The organism is Helicobacter canis, assembly GCF_900451095.1.
Classification (GTDB): Bacteria; Campylobacterota; Campylobacteria; order Campylobacterales; family Helicobacteraceae; genus Helicobacter_B; species Helicobacter_B zhangjianzhongii.
Genome location: NZ_UGHV01000001.1, coordinates 1,235,309 through 1,251,968 on the forward strand (window position 1 = coordinate 1,235,309; position 16,660 = coordinate 1,251,968).

The window sequence follows — 16,660 nt, forward strand, 5'->3', positions numbered from 1 at the left end:
CCCTACTTGCACACACATTATTACAATAAGCGGTATTTGTGTGTATGAGTGCATAATTTAGATTATATGCTGCCCCCCCCCCTATGAGCTATCACAGATAAGCTTTTTTGCATTATTGTGGAGATTTTTTGTATTTTGTGTGCTATGCGCTTTGTTATAGTTGTTTTGTGAGTTAGCTCAAAATCCCTTATCCTCTGTAGTGCTAAAGTGGATTCTACGATTGTATCAGGGAAGAGAATGGGGAATTTTGTATTGATTTTGGAAGCATTTAAAATATTGCCATTGTCACCGCAATGCACCCCACTTCCATCAAAACCTATTTGCTTGATGTATGAAAGGCTTGGGCAGAGTGTTAGGGCATTGTGCTTATAAGCGATAAGATAATTAAATATCGCCCAAGTTTTTATCTTGCCCTTATGATTGAGCGTAAAGTGGCTAAAGTAGTCAGCCACGCTATCAAGATTGATATAAGCAATATCACTCTTGCTAAAAGAGTTTTTAAAATTCAAAGACATATCGCGCTTAAAATACTGCCATCGATCCCCCCAACTAGCCCAGCCCCAGCAGTGAGGGACTCTCCAAAAGTAGCAATCCCCTAAGCCTTGGGTGTCAATGGGGTATCCCCAGCCTGCTATGCTCCATACTTTTTTTTCATTTGCATAGACTTTAAGGGCAGTATTCATATAGTCTAAAAACACAGGAGAGACAACAATATCATCTTCCAGCACAATAATGGTGCTGTGTTTGTTGATAATGCTTGTAACACCATCGATGATAGAATCCGCTAGCCCGAAATTACGCTCTCGTTGGATTAGGGTGATTGTCTTAAAGTATATGCCATTTTCATTGCTAGCAATGACTTCTTGCAAAAGCTTAGTAACCTCTAGGGCGGAGTCTTTTTGCTCTTGTGGGGCATTTTGCTTAGGTGCATCTTGGTAGATATATAGGTGGCTTTGCTTGGCTAAGAGATTGCCCTTTAGGGCTTCTAGCGTGGCTTTAGTGTGCCGTGGGCGATTGTAGGTAAAAAGCACGATTGGCGCAAGTGTAGAATCCATAAATCCTAAACCTTCTTTAAGTAAGTAAAGAGTGCATTATAGCTATCTAGCCCTTAAACTAGTGTATGTATGCGCGGTATTTATGCTAGCTTTATAACTTTTGACTTACAATGCGCCTTGCAATGCCGCGCTTTGCCTTTGGCTTGGTGGTGGCAGAACAATTATAAAGGACAATGATGAAAAAAGCTTATACCTCGTTTGTTTTAGGGATCACTTTTACTTTGGTGTTAGCAGTGTGTAGTATCGCATTGGCAAAGACTAGCTTCTTTAGTGCGTGGCATATTTCGCCGCTTATTTTGGGGATCGTGCTAAGTATTGTTGTGGCAAGTGTGCTGCGTGGCTTTGGGGTTAGGATCATTGATGAGTGCAGGAGTGGAGTGGATTTTAGCGGTAAAAAGCTTTTGCGCTTGGGGATTATCTTGTATGGGTTTTTTGTCTCTCTAGCAGATATACAGAGCGTGGGGCTTGCGGGCGTGGGCGTGGCAGTAGCTGTGGTAGCTGGGATACTTGTAGCAGGCTTTGTCATAGGGGTGAAAATCTTTAGGCTTGATAGGGAGCTAGCGATTTTGATGAGTGCTGGGTGTGCGATTTGTGGGGCAGCTGCGGTGCTAGCTCTAGAATCCGCCTTGCGTGCTAATGCCCAAAAAAGCGCGATAGCCATAGGCAGTGTGGTGGTATTTGGGCTTTTGGGGATGTTTGCCTACCCGATTGTATATAGTGCTGGGCTTTTGCCCTTTAGTGTCTCGCAAATGGGCTTATATATGGGGGCTAGCTTGTATGAAGTGGCAAATGTCGTGGGAGCAAGTGATGTGCTAGGGCAAGAGGGTGCGAATATCGCTCTTATTGAAAAGATGATCCGCGTGGCTCTGCTGGCTCCTGTGCTGTTTATCGTGCCGTTTTTGTTTGATAGATATGGGCAAGGCAAAAGTGCTAAAAAGCTCTATATCCCCTATTTCGCGCTAGGCTTTGTGGCGGTGGTGATCTTGCACTCTTTTGTCGCGATCCCAGAGGCTATTGTGGGGTTTGCCCAGTTTGCTTGTATGCTGTGCTTGAGTATGGCGATGTGCGCACTTGGCTTGCAGATTGATATAAAAACTATGGGCAGTGCTAAGGGGGTGTTTGGCTTTGGGCTATTGCTTTTTGTGCTTGTGAGTGGGCTGGGGTTTGGCTTGGTGTGGATTCTAGCTTGAGTGAGATTGGGGATCTGCTTGAGTGAATAAGAAGCGGAGATATGAGTGCAAAATAGCATAAAAAAGGCGCATAGAATCTAAAAAGATTCTATGCAAAGATTTTAGAATAACGGAGCTATGGCAAAGCCTAAAGCCACAGCAAATACTATGGCTATAATACCCGGAAGTATGAAGCTGTGGTTAAAGACAAATTTGCCAATGCGAGTAGAGCCGGTATCATCCATTTGCACCGCACCAAGAAGCGTTGGATAAGTAGGAAGCACAAATAACGCTGATACAGCCGCAAAACTTGCTACCAAAATATACGCAGAATCCGCATTTGTAGCAGTGATTCCAAGTGCGGCAATCACCACCGGCATAATCGCCTTAGCCGTAGCTGCTTGTGAGTAAAGCAGCATACTCGCAAAGAAAAGGGCTACTGCTAAAAGTGCGGGATAATCGCCCACAAGCTTACCGGCTAGATCACCGATCTCTGCCTTATAACCATCAACAAAAGTATTGCCAAGCCACGCCACGCCTAAAACGCACACACACGCTGTCATTCCCGCTTTAAATGTGCTTGCATCAAGCAATTTGCCCGTTTCTACCTTGCAGAAAATCACAATCAAAGTCGCAATCATCAGCATAAAGCTCATAATCGCCCCATCGCGTGGCAATCGCACAGGGTCAATGTAGCTTTTCACTATTGCTGATAAGTTTGCCAACATTCCATCTTTTTGTGCGAAATCAGGCAAGATAGTGTTTAGCTCATTCTTGAGCGAATCTAGCTTAGATTCTATAAGCTCAAGGGCTTTTTCATTCTGCTCATTTTTAGCAATGGTAGCAATCTCATCTTTTGCCGTAACAAAGGCATTTTGTAAATTTTGTGTATCACTTGGATTTGCCTTAATCGCAGGGATAGAATCTACATAAGCTTTTTTCAAAGATTCTAGCGGTGCAACAAGGTTTTGCTTTTCTAGCTTTAGTTGCTCACTATCCTTGAACGCTAAAAGTGAAGTTGCTTCATTCTTTATAGAATCTAGCTCAATATCGACATACACAGGGATATTTTTACTTACAGAATCTAGCATAGGCTTGCGCACGACATCTGATATTGAAGTCGCATAAATTACCACGCAAAGCACACCTGCAAGAAATATCCCAACACTTAGCTTCGCACCCTTTTTTAGCTCAATATGTGCTGCACCGCTTGTGGGTTTCACAAGCCCAGCTTTTAGCCGCTCTTGATATACAGGATCTTTGCTTAAATCAAGCGGGAAAAACTTGCTTACTACAAAAGCAGTCAGCATACACGCACTAAAGGTTGTGATAAGCCACACTAAAAGCAAAGTAGGATAGCTCCAGCCAAGTGGCTCTAGCACACCGGTCATATACACTACCGCCGCACTTACCGGACTTGCGGTAATGGCGATTTGGCTAGAAACCACAGCGATTGAAAGCGGGGCAGAGGGCTTAATATTTTGCTCCTTTGCCACTTCTACAATCACAGGTATCATAGAAAATGCCGTATGTCCAGTCCCTGCCAAAAATGTCAAAAAGTAAGTAACCGTTGGGGCAAGGTAGTTAATGTATTTTGGATTCTTTCTTAGAATCTTTTCAGCTACTTGCACCATATAGTCTAGCCCACCAGCAAGCTGCATAGCCGCAATCGCTGCAATAACGGACATAATGATTAAGATAACATCCCAAGGAATGGCTCCGGGCTTCATACCCAAAAAGAGGCAAAGCACAACGACACCAAATCCACCTGCATAGCCTATCGCCATACCGCCAAGCCGAATACCGATAAAAATAGCTCCAAGCAGCACCGCAACTTGAAGTATAAGCACTAACATTTCCATTGTAATCCTTTGGTTATTTTATATTGAAAAGCCCTAGATTCTAGAATACGCCCTAATCTCGTAGCCCACGCCATTTGATTAAAATCTAGAATCTTATTTAACTGCGTTGTCTCTTTGTCTTTGAGCTTTTGAAAAAGCGAAAAATCTGTTTAGATTACATTAAGATACTTCGCTGCGCTTAAGTATGACAAGTGTTTTAGAATCCAGATTTTAATAATTTTGCTTTTGGTGCATTTGGGCTCTCACGCACAAGCTACTTAAAGCTTATAGCGTGAGAGTTTCCTAAAGCACAAGGGCACATTTAGACTTCGCCTTTATGCTTGAGATTTTACACAAATGGCGAATTCTTTTGAAACTTCGCTTTATCTTCCGCACTCATATGAGGGTTTAGCATATTTTGCGGTTGGAAAATCTCATCTAACTGCTCTTTGCTTAAAAGCTTTCGCTCTAATGCGATTTCTTTTACCGGTTTGCCTGTTTGCAAAGATTCTTTAGCAATAGACGCAGAGTTTTCATAACCGATATATGGGTTTAACGCAGTAACGATACCTATGCTGTTATACACAAAATCGCTACATACTTTTTCATTCGCTGTGATTCCATCTACACATTTGCTCGCAAGGGTAAGCATTGCGTTTCTCATCATAGAGATAGAGTTAAAGAGCCCATAGGCAATCACTGGCTCAAATACATTGAGTTGCAATTGTCCGCCTTCACTCGCAAAGCTCACAGTTACATCATTACCGATAACCGCATAGCACACTTGATTGACTACTTCTGGAATTACCGGATTTACTTTTCCGGGCATAATGGAGCTTCCGGGCTGCATTTTAGGTAGATTTATCTCATTTAGCCCAGCACGAGGTCCAGAGCTTAGTAGTCGTAAGTCATTGCATACTTTAGAGAGTTTTACCGCTACTCTTTTTAGCACACCACTTACTTGCACATACGCGCCTGTATCTTGGGTGGCTTCAATCAAATCATCAGCAGTTTTGAAAGGGTGTCCTGTAACTTCGCAAAGATATTTTTGCACGATTTTTGGATAGTCTGGGTGAGAGTTTATCCCTGTGCCGATTGCTGTGCCGCCCATATTGATTTCTGTTACAAGGCTTCTTGCTTCTAGCACTCTAGTAATATCTTCGCCCATCATCACAGAAAAAGTATGAAACTCCTGCCCTAAAGTCATAGGCACAGCATCTTGGAGCTGTGTGCGTCCCATTTTTAGCACATCTTTAAACTCTTTTGATTTATTTTCAAAGGATTTTTTAAGCACTTCCATATCTTTTGCAAGGGCTGAAAGCTCATCATAAAGGGCTACGTGAATAGCTGTTGGGTAAGAATCATTTGTAGATTGAGAGAGATTGACATGGTCATTTGGGTGGCAGTGTTGATAATCACCCTTTTTATGTCCCATAATCTCTAATGCAAGGTTTGCTACCACTTCATTGGTATTCATATTTGTGCTAGTCCCTGCGCCCCCTTGGATCATATCTACGACAAATTGGTCGCGTAATTCCCCAGCGATAAGCCTATCACACGCTTTGCAAATAGCATCTTTTTTTGTGCTATCTAGTAGTTTTAGCTCATTATTTGCTAGAGCTGCTGCCTTTTTTACCTGTGCGAAAGCTTTGATAAAGCTTGGATAGCCACTGAGTTTATCACCTGTGATATTGAAGTTTTGCAATGCTCTAAAAGTTTGCACTCCATAATACACATCATCAGCAATTTCTAGCTCCCCTATAAAATCGTGTTCTACGCGTTTTCCCATAATAACTCCTTTGGGTGAAATGTGTTATCACAAGTGATAACTTAGGCGTGATTCTAGCTTTATAAACTAAAAATAATCTAAATCCACCCAACTTGCATCCCACTAGATCTAGATTCTAGCAAGCTTATTTCTTGCGCCACTCGCTAAGGGCTACACCAAGCAGGGTAAGCGCGACTCCCACAAAGCCCATAAGCTCTATGCGCTCACCTAGTAAGATCATCGCCACAAAGATGGTGATAATGGGGGTTAGATAGACATAGATATTTGTCTGTATCGCGCCAATGAGCGTGGTGGCGCGATTCCACAGGATAAAGCACAGCCCAGAGGCAAAAAAAGCGACTATCAAAAGATTGATAGAGACTTTTGGATCGCTTAGGGCTGCTAGATTTGGAGAAAAGTCAAAGAGCAAAAACCCCGGGAGTAAAAACACTATCCCATAAAAAATCATACGCCTTGTAATAAGCACCAAATCATACCCTCTAGCTAAGATCCTAACTATTAGCACCGAGTATGCCCCCCAGCCCAGCGCAGAGATCAGTGCTAGCACATCGCCCACAGGCTTAATGCTAAAGCCCTGACTAAGCAGTGCTACCCCAGCGATACACAGCACAAAGCCTAAGAAAAAGTTAATATAAGGCTTTTCTATCTGCAAGATAAAGCTAAATATCCCCGTAAATAGCGGCGCAGTAGCGATGATAATGCTCACATTTGAAGCGGTCGTTTGCTCCATAGCAAGATTTAAAAATAAGTTATATATAGCTATCCCACATAGCCCAGCACAGGCGATCCTTAGCTCATCTTGAAGTGGCAAACGCAAGTATTTTGGGCGATAGAGTAGCAAGAAGCAATAGCCTAGTCCAAATTGCAAAATCAGCAGCTCAAAGGGTGAGAAATACCCTAGCAGGATCTTCACACATACATACAAAGCCGACCAGAAAAACACACTACTTAGCGCAAAAATATGTCCCTTTATCATCGCTACTCCTTTATGGGCTTTAGTCTTAAGATAGCATTAAACCCCGCCATAGAATTGTTTGCCCATAGAATTGTTTGCAATGTATCTCATACTAGAATCCACTTTTGCGTTGTGTAGTATCAAAGCTCGCTTGCAATGACAATTCAGGGCGTTTTTTCAAAAGTGGATTCTAGGCTTTCAAGCTCTGCAAGATTATGTGAGAATCTAGCAAGATACATTCGCCCTAGATCGATCCTGTGATACACCCAGCCCCATAACGCCCAGATATAATTAGCCATTAGCTTGCCATATAGCACATCTGTGTAGGTGATGATTCTTTTTGCGCTAGCGTTGTAGTGGTGCAAAAGGGCTAGAATCTGGCTTTGACTAAGCTCTAGCTCGGCGGCTAGATTCCCAAGCTCCCACTCTATGCAAGAAAATCCAGCATACTCAAAGTCAATCAAAAGTAGCTCGCCATTGCTGGCGTTATAGAGGATATTGGGCAGCTGCAAATCTCTGTGGCATAGCACTAGCTCGCGCTTATCAAGAGTCTTGGCGATAGTCATAAGCCTTTTATGCTCTTGTGGGGTGGTGAGCTTGATATGGGCTAGGGCTTGATATTTAGCGATCTCATCACAGAGCAAAATAGGCTCAAAATGCGGGTAGGCAGTGTGCTTTATACTATGGAGTGCTAGGAGCTTGCTTGCGATTTGCTCTAAAATCTCATCGCTAATTTGCGCAAAATCTAGGGGCTTATGATCGCTTAGATAATCACTCATTTTTATCCCACTGCCATAAAATCTGGATTCTGGTGTGATGTGCAAGGGCGCGATAAGCTCTAGGATTTGTGCTTCTTTGTCTCTGTTGATGACTTGCTCTGTGTGTAGCCCCGGGATTCGTATCACTTGGGCGGTGTTTTGGAAGTGTATTAGGTAGTTGGTATTGGTGATACCAGCAAGTCGCGTGGCTCTGCCATCATCGGCGCATTGGCAGGCGATCTCCTCTGGGGTTAGCAAGGCGTGGTAGAGTGCGTCACTAAAGCTATCGATTTCTGTGTAGAGATCATCGTGGCAAAAGGCGTAGTAGTTGATTGCCCCTAGTGTATCTAGCACCGCTTGCTCCCAATAGTCATCTTTGTGGCATTGCTGCAACGCGTGAGTAAAAATACCTATATCGCGCTCATTATCAAAATACGCGATCCCATCGCCATAGCCCTCTTTAGCATTTGTATCTATATCTAGGATTTTGTAGTTTTCATCAGTGATATAGCCCCACGCGGTGGTGTTTGGGGGGATTTTTTGCGCTAGGAATTGACAGGCGTTTTTCTTAAACAAGTGGCAAAATCCTTGCGTGATGTAGAGATCGCCATTTAGGATAATGCTCCCCTTGCATATATAGTCTTTGGCAAAGAGCAGGGACTGAGAGCTGTTGCATAGCTCATAGTCTGGGAAGACAAGCTGTGTCAAGCCCTGTGCTTTTGCTATGGGGGCAAAAAGCTCGTGTTTATAGCCGCTTACTAGGATAATGTCTTTTACACCGCTTTGTCTTAGGTGCATAATCATATTTTCTAGCAGACTCACACCTCGGATCTCTAAAAGTGGCTTTGGCTTGGTGAGTGTCATAGGCTTTAAGCGCGTGCCTTTGCCAGCTGCTAGGATTATGGCTCTCATCGCTCGCGCTTTTTTGGAGTATGGGAGTGAAAAGTGGATTCTAGGCTTGTGGGGCTAGAATCCACTTTTTGCCAATTATGCGGATTATACATATCGCCTCTAACTTTATGGAAATTATAGAGGATAAAGGCATTAGGCTTATGGTCTTCAAATCGCCAGCCTTGTGTGCTAAATGTGATGATCTCTCTATCATTTGGGTAATGCTCTAAAATATTTGGGGCGACATTTGGGCAGCCTTGCTTAAGATTGGCGCAAAAAATCGTAGGAATATCATAATTAGCAATGAGCCTAGAGTCTTGTGCCATAGCTCCCTTGGCATTAAAAGGTTTATAAAAAAGCGGGATATGGTGCTTGCTTTTAGCGGGGAGAAAGGTTTTTTGCGCGCCGTGATCGGCTGTGATGAAAATCTCTGTATTATCATATACGCCTAGCTCTTTTAGGCGATCTAGCATTTGCGCGACCCACATAAGAGCGCATTTTTCACTATTATAATGCCCTTGTGGCAGCCCAAAAGCTTCATCATTTGGCGAGATGAAGTCTGTGGAGTCAAAGCTGCATTGCGCATTTAGGGCATAGGGATTATGCGTGATAGAGTTGTGGATAAAGGTAAAGGTCGGGGCTGTGGCATTGGCACTGCTATGCTCTGCTAGGGCTTTCATCTCGCTAATTGGGCGAAGCGCGTAGTAGATCTGGGAGTGATTGGTCTGCAAATGCGCTGGGATAAAGAGCCACGCCCCACGCCGATACACATCGCGCCGTAGCTTGAAAGTCGATAAGCGGAAAATCCCAAAGGAAATAAGCTGATTCAGCGGGAGAGTCTGGCTCTCTTGGGTAGCATATAGCCCACGATATGGGCTATCAAAGAGAATATTTTGCGTGCTATCAAGGAGCGGGTAGAGGTGGGCTGGGTCTGTGGGGAAATCAAGCAAGGCGCGTGTGTCAAAGCCTGCTTTATGGAAGCTATTTAGCGTGCTGGCATAGCCTTGGGCTATGGCTTTGGCTAAAGGCTCTTGGCGAGCATTGATATGATACGCTGCATAATACTCCCCTGCAATCACGCTTGTAAGGGTGGGTAGGGTATCTTCCCCACTGCTAATGGCATTGCTAAAATCAACAAACCCACTAAAATGCGAGCGTAGCTCATTATTTAGAAGCTTGTGTATCGTGTAGCCATCGGCGCGATCAAGCAATAGCACCAAGATATTTCTATGCTCTTTAGCAAAGTCCAAAATCTTATCACTGGTTTTTGTAGCAAGGGTAGCAAAGGCGGCGTTTTTCTGCGCATAAAGAGCTGCCTTGCTTGCATAAAAAAGCGCGCTAACTACTAGCACTATGCTTAGAATCTTATTGGCAGAGATGATGGCGCGCTGATAGCGTATGGCAAAGATTGCTAGGATAATGGCTGTGGGGATTGCGATATAGTCGATGAGCTTTTGAGTATCTGTGGCGATCACCGGGCGATCGAAGATAAAAAAGCTCATCGCCCCATAATCCCCCACGAAAATAAAGGTATAGCTAAGAGCTAGCAAAAGCAGGGCTAGCAGCAGCGTGGCTAGAGTCTTTACAGCAAGCATTGGGAGAGAGAAGATGTGGTTGCATAGATAAATAAGCACAAAGCTAGCGAGCAAATAGAATCCACAGAGACTAAGAAGCGTGGGGAGTATATCTGCTAGACTAAAGCTCCCTAGATCGCTTGTATAAAGCCCAAAAGGCGTGAAAACACACGCGAGCAAGCAGAGATTGCTAAGGATTAGGGCGATAGTGCTGCGATAGGGGGCTAGGGCTTGTGTGTCAAGCACTCTTGGTGTGCTTTTAGCTGGTGGATTCTTTGCTTTGGCGGATTTGTATAGCTCTTTTAATAGGGCAAAGCCCATATTGCAAGTCCAATACAGCACCAAAGAGCTAGGCATATCATAAAGCAGCAGTAAAAAAAGCAAGGCTATGGCTATGCCCTGAATCTTTGCGCCTAGGCTTTTCGCGCTATATAGGGCGTTGATAAGCGTTAGGAGGGTCATTAGCAGTGGTAAAATATGCACACTAAGCCCAAAGATCTCCACGCTATCTGGTGCTTTTAAATCGCTGATCCACAAAAAGCCCACGCCGTTTAAATAGCTAGCAGACTTGATGACCTCATACATCGCCCAGAAAAATGGCAGCTGCAGCCCCAAGCCCAAAAGCCCCCTTAGCGCGTAGATAGGGTGGTAGCTATGCTGGCGGTAAAGCGTGCGCGTAAAGGCATAGAGCTTGGCTCTACTATACACGCGCTTCCACGCTTTGATCCTAGTATCTAGCATAGCTTTTAGCTCGTTTTCTTCTTTTGCCTTTTGATCAGTGTAGAGAAAGAGCTTGAGTAAAAAGAGATTGACAAGCAGGCTTAGGGCAATGATGCTTAGTCCATAATTATGCGTAAGAATATAGAGCTGATCTAGCCCAAAGCTAAGCACTTGCTGCAAAGGATAAATGAAGAGATAATACAAATACTCGCCCATTATCTATGCTCCTTGCTTATTAAGCTTATGTGCTTTGGATACTTTGGCTTGGTGTGCGGAGAGGGGGATAGGATCTAAGCTTACTTGTGTGCTAGATTCTAGGGCTGGTGTGGCTAGGATCTTTTGTATGGCTAGGATTCTTTTGTGTAAGGGGAGATTGTGTCCTAGGCTGGATTCTAGGATCTGGCTTTCTATCGCAAGCAATGCCTGCGCACTCTGCTCACCTCCGCTTCCTTGGAAATGCCACAATTCTTGCTTCATCGCTCGCAAGCTTTCTTGCATAGAGTCTTTATCACTAAGCATAGATTCTATGATTGTGGGGAGGTGGTGGAGATCTTTTGGGTGGAATTGCCTGCCTATGCGAGGCAGCGCGCTTTGCACCCACGGAGTAGGGTAGATGTCTTCTAAATCATAGCCGATGTTGCAGAAGCGAAATTCTGGCGTTAGCACGGGCTTTTCAAACAAGCACACAAAGTCAAACAACACCCCAGAAAAATCCCCAATCATCACATCAGCAGCATCTAGTGCATAGATATTATCTCTATTGCTATCCCATACGATATTTTTACAATGCTTGGTGCGCTCTTGTAGCTCTTGCAAAATGCTAGTCTCGCTTAGGTAGCTTTGTGGGTGGGGGCGGATAATGAGCTGGAATCTTGTATTGATAAAGGGCTTTATGATAGCAAAGCCATATTTACTAAGCAGGGCTTCACGCCCCCAAGAAGGAGCAATAAGGATAGTGGGAGCGATAAGGATAGTGGGAGCGGTGGGGGTAGTTGTGGTCGCGCTAGATTCTAGGGGGTATGCCTTTTTGCTCTCTAGTTGGGCACTCGTGGCAAAAGTGGATTCTAGGAGATTTAGGCTTGTTTCATCACCGCTTTGGGATTCTAGCCCGCAAGCTGAATCCTTTGAAAAAGTGGATTCTAGGGCGGCTTTGGGGCTTTGGCTAGAATCCACTTTTTGATTATGGTTTTGGGTGGCTTTTTGCTGTGGGAAAAAGGCGAATTTTTCTTGTGAGTGTCGATAGTCTTGGAGCTTTTGGGCTAGGACATCTAGGTAGGTGCAGCCTGTGATGATGACTTGCTTGTGTTTAAGGGCGCGTTTAGATTCTACTTGGCGGATAAAATCCGTGTGTATAGGGGAGTTTGTCAAAACACTATCAAAATAATCTAGCGCGAAAATCTCATAAATATCGATATGTGGAAGCGAGTGGATAATGTGGCAGTAGTGCTTGACACCCTTGCTGCGCTTGATTTGCAGCACATCTAGCTGCGGGGTAGTCATCACGACTAGATCGGCTTTTAGGCTGTTTAGCTGGGCTATGGCGGCGTTGCTATTGCTATCGCCTATGTAGGCAAATGTGGCATTTGGATTTTTGGGTGGGCTAATGTGGTAGAGATCGTAGTCTTCTTGTGATGAGGTGAGATAGGTGTAGGGATAGTCAAATTGATCTAGGGCAAGAAGAATGGGCGAGAAGACATTGTGGTATTGCTTACCCTCGCTATAAAAGACAAGCGTGTGGGTATCGCGCTTGCGCAAGGGGTTTAGAGACTTCGCCCCCCCCCTACCACGATTTGAACAGCCTTATAAAAGATACTTTTAGAGAGAAAGATGATTGAGGCAATAAGCGCGATAAATGATGATAAAAGCAGTGATCCCGTGCTTGGGTCAAGGTAGGCAAAGCAGCAGGTATAGCTAGCACAAAGTAGCAGGCTAAGTCGTGATATGCTATGCATTTTTCCCTTTCGGTAGTGGTTTTTATGTTTGGCTTGGCGTTATTAGAGTTGCACTCATCGCGTTTGTTGTTTTCTAAAGAAACATCGGCTTGCGCCGAGCGTTTTACTTGTTTTCTAAAGAAACTTCGCTTCGCTTGTTTTCTAAAGAAACTTAGCACGCGGCTTGCGCCTTGCACCGCTTCGCTTGCATTGCCACGCTCGTTATACTCGCTCGTAATGACAGATCCTTGTCATCGCCTTGCGTTAGCACAGCGTGGCGATCCAAATGCAATCTTAGAATCCCAAGCAGAAAAAACGCGCAAAGGCTAGAATCCACTTTTGTAAAAGTGGATTCTAGCCGCACTCTAAAACCCCTAAAATCTCTAAGCCCTAGAATCCACATTTCTAAACATTGCCAAGATAGGCGGCTATAAACTCTAGACCCTAGCTTTCTCTAGGTAAAAGTTTATCGCAGGACCAGCTATGCCTAAAGGACCTAGAGCTTGAAAGGATTTTCTACGACTTTTTTGTGGTCGATGACATAGGGGATTAGAGCCATATGTCTGGCGCGTTTGATCGCTACTTCGACTCGCTCTTGCCACTTTTTTGTGTTGCCTGTTAGGCGGCGCGGCATAATCTTGTATCGCTCTGATAGAGAGTGCTTAAGCATATCGATGTCTTTATAATCAATAAACTCGATCTTTGCCTCTGTGTATTTGCAGTATCGTTTTGAGTATTTTTTTCTTTCCATTGTGTTCTCCTAGAATGGTATATCATCATCATTGATGTCAATGCTTGGGATATTTTGCTCATATCCGTTTCCGTTGCTCTGTCCCTGTGGTGCTTGCTGATAGGGCTTGCTTTGAAATTGGCTTTGTGGCTGCGAGTAGGATTGATTGGGGTAGGGCTGATTGGTGTAGCCTTGGCTTGGGGCTTGGTTGTAGTAGCCTTGATTTTGCTCTCCATACTCACTCCCGCCTTGAGAGTCTCCCTTTCTATCAAGCATTTTCATACTCTCGCATAAAATTGAGTGCTTAGACCGCTTCGCGCCATTTTGATCCACCCAGCTCTCATACACAAGCCGCCCTTCAATCAGCACCCTGCTGCCTTTGTGGAGATACTGCTCTGCTACTTCTGCAGAGCGACCAAATATCTTCACATCAACAAAGCAAGTCTCCTCTGCCTTACTGCCATCTTGCTTGTTGAAGCGATGTGTGCTAGCAAGACCAAAGGTCGAAATCGCCGTGCCTGATGGCAGATAACGCTTCTCTACATCGCGGGTGAGATTGCCTACGATGATGACTTTGTTAAACATCTTATGTCCTTTATCGGGCTTGTGCTACTGCGCTTGCTCTGCGCTGGATTCTGGGCTTGGGCTAGAATCCGCGTTTGCATCTACGCTAGATTCTGGCTTTTTAGCCTTTGGCTCTGGCTTTTTGTTTGCCCTATCGACAAGGGCTTGCCACTGCTTTTGCTCCTTTTTGCTCTCATACTTGATCACAATAAAGCGCAAAATGTCTTCATTGATACGATAGAGTCGCTCAAGCTCTAGGATAGATTGCGGCTGTGTGGTAAAGTAGATGACAAAGTAGTAGCCTCTCTTGTGCTTTTTAATTTCATAGGCGAGATTGCGCATACCCATATCTAAGCAAGTCTCGATACTACCGCCATTTTTGGTGATGACATCTTTGTAGAAGTCGATTTTTTGTCTAATCTCTTTTTCTGTCAGTGTGGGCTTTAGGATAAACATCGTCTCATAACGCTTCATACATACTCCTTGTGGTATAGCCCTTGCCATATACACCTAGATCTAGGCTGCAAGGTAGGCAAGAGCAAGAAATAAAGGCGCGATTCTAGCTTACTAAAGCTTGCAATTTGATTAAGCAGCGCAGGGATATGGACTTCTGCCCTTGCATAATACCATTGCGCCACGCACCTAGCAGGCTAAAAATCTCTACAAACACCCCCTCTTTAATCTTCATCGCGCGCTGGGAGAGAGCGTTTGCCTCTTGAAATGGCAGGGCATAGCCTAAAATCTCCTTGCTATCTGGCTTGCCGTGCAAGCGGATATACACGCCAAACAAAAAAATCTTATAAAAATACTGCTCAAGCTCGCCTACAAGTGATAGCTCACTACTTAGCCCACCATCTAGCATACACTCAAACGCCCTTGCTATATCGCCCCTACTAAAGAGCGTTTGCAAAAGCTCTCCTATCTCCACACTCCCTAGCCCATAGCACAGCTGGGCTATGTCTTGCTGCGTAATGGCGCGATCTAGCAAGGCAAGCTTACTAAGCTCGGCTTTTGCTAGGGCGACATCATAGCCTTGCATAGCAAGCAGCGGCTCTAGTAAATTGCCAGCGATACTAAGCCCCAAAGCCCTTGCCTCTTGGGATAAAAGCTCCTTTGCTTCAGTGGGGCTTGGCTTGAAAAAGCGCACTTCTATCACGCCATTTTTCTTCTCATCAATGCTTTTGTCACTTGCTTTTCTCGCATAAATATCTTTATGCTTAAAATGCGCGCCTAGGCTTTTGCAATCGCGTGCATATTGGCTAGGGGTCTTGCTTTCAGCGCGGAAAAACGCCACGATTAGGCTGTGGTCAGGATTATGAGCTAGGGCGTTTAAAAGAGCTTTGATTTCTTTATCACTAGGCTTTTTCTCAAGCTTTAGCACCACGCACTGCGCATCGCCAAAGAGACTACTTTGAGACAAAATATCTAGCGTGGGGGCTAGGGCATATTCTCCAAAGTTAAAGACTTTAGGCTCTAGGGCATTTGCTTGCAAAAGCCTTTTAATAGTGGATTCTATGAGGTATTCACTCTCGCCATAGAGTAGGCACGCGCGCGGTGTGTGTGTGCGCAAAAGAGCGTCAAATTCTTTTTTATACATTAGAGCTGCCTTTGTAGGGCGTATTTGGTGTGCATTTACTAGAATCCACATTGCGCGGGTAGATCCTACTTGGGGGCTTGATCGCCTTTAGCCGTAATGCTCGATAAAATCGCTCCAATCCTACGCGCTCTTTAGCGTGGATATGGTAGTGGATATGGGCTAAATACTCGCGGATATAGTGAGGCGGGATACCGCAGGCTTTGGCGCGTGCTTGCAAGATGTAGTGCGGGATTTTAACGCGCTTTTTCACAAAGGCGCGCGCGATATTGTTGTAGAACTCTCCATAGCTGTTGTAGCAGAGCCTGCCAAAGACAAAGGGCAGGCGATGCTTCTCCCACCACACTTGCCCCATATCAATAGCCTTGCCGCCATTGAAGCGATATTGTAAGGCGCGATCGCCGATAAGCACGCGTCCGTGTAAGTTTAGCACGGTGCTTAGGGCGTTGGAAGTGTCAGACTGATAGTCTTTGCGTGGCGATTGGGCTTGTGGGCTAGAATCCGCGTTTTTACTTTGGGCTGTTTTATTGTCATTGCGAGCCGCTGCGTGAGCTGCGGCGTGGCAATCCACCCTAGAATCCACTTTTGAAAAAGTGGATTCTAGGGAATGACTACCCAAAACAAGCGAATCGCTCGGCGATAGCCGATGTTTCTTTAGTAAAGCCGAATCCCCGTTTGATTCTAGGCTTAGCACACTCCATACCGCACCTTTTGCGATGATACCTGCTTGCGTGGCTTTGTGCTTGCGGTGGGCGGTAGCTCCAGCGATAGTAGAGATGAAGCCCGCATCAATGCGGTGAAACAAAAAGGACTGATTGAGCTTTGAGGGATAGGAGCGATTGGCAAAGGCTGCGCTTTTGAAGCGAGTGGTGGTGGGGTAGGATTTCACAAACACATCAAAGGGCAGGAGATTGAGATACTGAATCTTGCCAAATCGCATACAAGTCCTTCGCGCATATTGTGGGATTGCCCGCAAGTATAGCAAGTCGTGGCTTAAGGCACAAATGCTAGCTTTGCGCGATTTGCCATTAGGGTGAGCTTGTGGTATATCGTGTGCAGCGTGCTAAAAAGCGCGATCAAGCCCCATAC

At 44.8% G+C, this 16,660-nt stretch carries 14 protein-coding genes and 2 pseudogenes; 1 reads left to right on the forward strand and 15 read right to left on the reverse strand.

Going from position 1 to position 16,660, the window contains the following annotated elements; all coding sequences use genetic code 11:
• Positions 1-62: 62 nt before the first annotated feature.
• On the reverse strand, positions 63-1,055 hold the full coding sequence (locus DX060_RS05810; protein ID WP_115011578.1) for a glycosyltransferase family protein: 993 nt from the start codon (positions 1,053-1,055) through the stop codon (positions 63-65).
• A 176-nt stretch (positions 1,056-1,231) separates the two neighbouring features.
• Here DX060_RS05810 and DX060_RS05815 point away from each other — a divergent pair, with 176 nt between their 5' ends.
• Positions 1,232-2,245, forward strand: a complete 1,014-nt coding sequence (locus DX060_RS05815) for a YeiH family protein (RefSeq protein ID WP_258552217.1) — start codon at positions 1,232-1,234, stop codon at positions 2,243-2,245.
• A gap of 101 nt (positions 2,246-2,346) precedes the next feature.
• On the opposite strand, the pseudogene DX060_RS12475 reads toward DX060_RS05815, so the two are convergent.
• The 14 genes and pseudogenes from DX060_RS12475 to DX060_RS05880 form a co-directional block, all read right to left on the reverse strand.
• Positions 2,347-2,919: pseudogene (locus DX060_RS12475) on the reverse strand (anaerobic C4-dicarboxylate transporter family protein); the annotation flags it as partial.
• A 402-nt stretch (positions 2,920-3,321) separates the two neighbouring features.
• Positions 3,322-4,086 (reverse strand): annotated as a pseudogene (locus tag DX060_RS12480) (anaerobic C4-dicarboxylate transporter family protein); the annotation flags it as partial.
• Between the two features lie 328 nt (positions 4,087-4,414).
• On the reverse strand, positions 4,415-5,854 hold the full coding sequence (gene aspA / locus DX060_RS05825; RefSeq protein ID WP_115011581.1) for an aspartate ammonia-lyase: 1,440 nt from the start codon (positions 5,852-5,854) through the stop codon (positions 4,415-4,417).
• A 124-nt stretch (positions 5,855-5,978) separates the two neighbouring features.
• Entirely contained in the window at positions 5,979-6,830 is an 852-nt protein-coding gene (locus DX060_RS05830; protein WP_115011582.1) for a DMT family transporter, read from the reverse strand.
• 143 nt (positions 6,831-6,973) lie between these two features.
• A complete protein-coding gene (locus DX060_RS05835) occupies positions 6,974-8,479 on the reverse strand; it encodes a sugar phosphate nucleotidyltransferase (protein ID WP_115011583.1) in 1,506 nt (501 codons plus the stop codon).
• Positions 8,476-10,968, reverse strand: coding sequence for a membrane protein insertase YidC (gene yidC / locus DX060_RS05840; RefSeq protein ID WP_115011584.1), 2,493 nt, complete (start codon positions 10,966-10,968; stop codon positions 8,476-8,478). Before yidC ends, DX060_RS05835 begins: the two co-directional genes overlap by 4 nt.
• Before the next feature lie 3 nt (positions 10,969-10,971).
• A complete protein-coding gene (locus tag DX060_RS05845) occupies positions 10,972-12,507 on the reverse strand; it encodes a CDP-glycerol glycerophosphotransferase family protein (RefSeq protein WP_115011585.1) in 1,536 nt (511 codons plus the stop codon).
• 5 nt (positions 12,508-12,512) lie between these two features.
• A complete protein-coding gene (locus tag DX060_RS05850) occupies positions 12,513-12,704 on the reverse strand; it encodes a hypothetical protein (protein WP_115011586.1) in 192 nt (63 codons plus the stop codon).
• 151 nt (positions 12,705-12,855) lie between these two features.
• Positions 12,856-13,086: a hypothetical protein gene (locus tag DX060_RS05855; RefSeq protein ID WP_115011587.1), complete on the reverse strand. Its 231-nt coding sequence runs from the start codon at positions 13,084-13,086 to the stop codon at positions 12,856-12,858.
• A gap of 93 nt (positions 13,087-13,179) precedes the next feature.
• Complete coding sequence (gene rpsR / locus DX060_RS05860; protein WP_023930631.1) at positions 13,180-13,434, reverse strand: 30S ribosomal protein S18; 255 nt, start codon at positions 13,432-13,434, stop codon at positions 13,180-13,182.
• 9 nt (positions 13,435-13,443) lie between these two features.
• Positions 13,444-13,998 carry a single-stranded DNA-binding protein gene (locus DX060_RS05865; RefSeq protein WP_115011588.1) on the reverse strand — a complete coding sequence of 185 codons (555 nt, stop codon included), beginning with the start codon at positions 13,996-13,998 and terminating at the stop codon, positions 13,444-13,446.
• 24 nt (positions 13,999-14,022) lie between these two features.
• Positions 14,023-14,451 (reverse strand): 30S ribosomal protein S6, encoded by a 429-nt coding sequence (gene rpsF / locus DX060_RS05870; protein WP_115011589.1) that lies wholly within the window; start codon positions 14,449-14,451, stop codon positions 14,023-14,025.
• A gap of 85 nt (positions 14,452-14,536) precedes the next feature.
• Entirely contained in the window at positions 14,537-15,574 is a 1,038-nt protein-coding gene (gene holA, locus DX060_RS05875) for a DNA polymerase III subunit delta (RefSeq protein ID WP_181814208.1), read from the reverse strand.
• Complete coding sequence (locus DX060_RS05880) at positions 15,567-16,511, reverse strand: MqnA/MqnD/SBP family protein (RefSeq protein WP_115011591.1); 945 nt, start codon at positions 16,509-16,511, stop codon at positions 15,567-15,569. The genes holA and DX060_RS05880 overlap by 8 nt, the downstream gene beginning before the upstream one ends.
• Between the last annotated feature and the right edge of the window lie 149 nt (positions 16,512-16,660).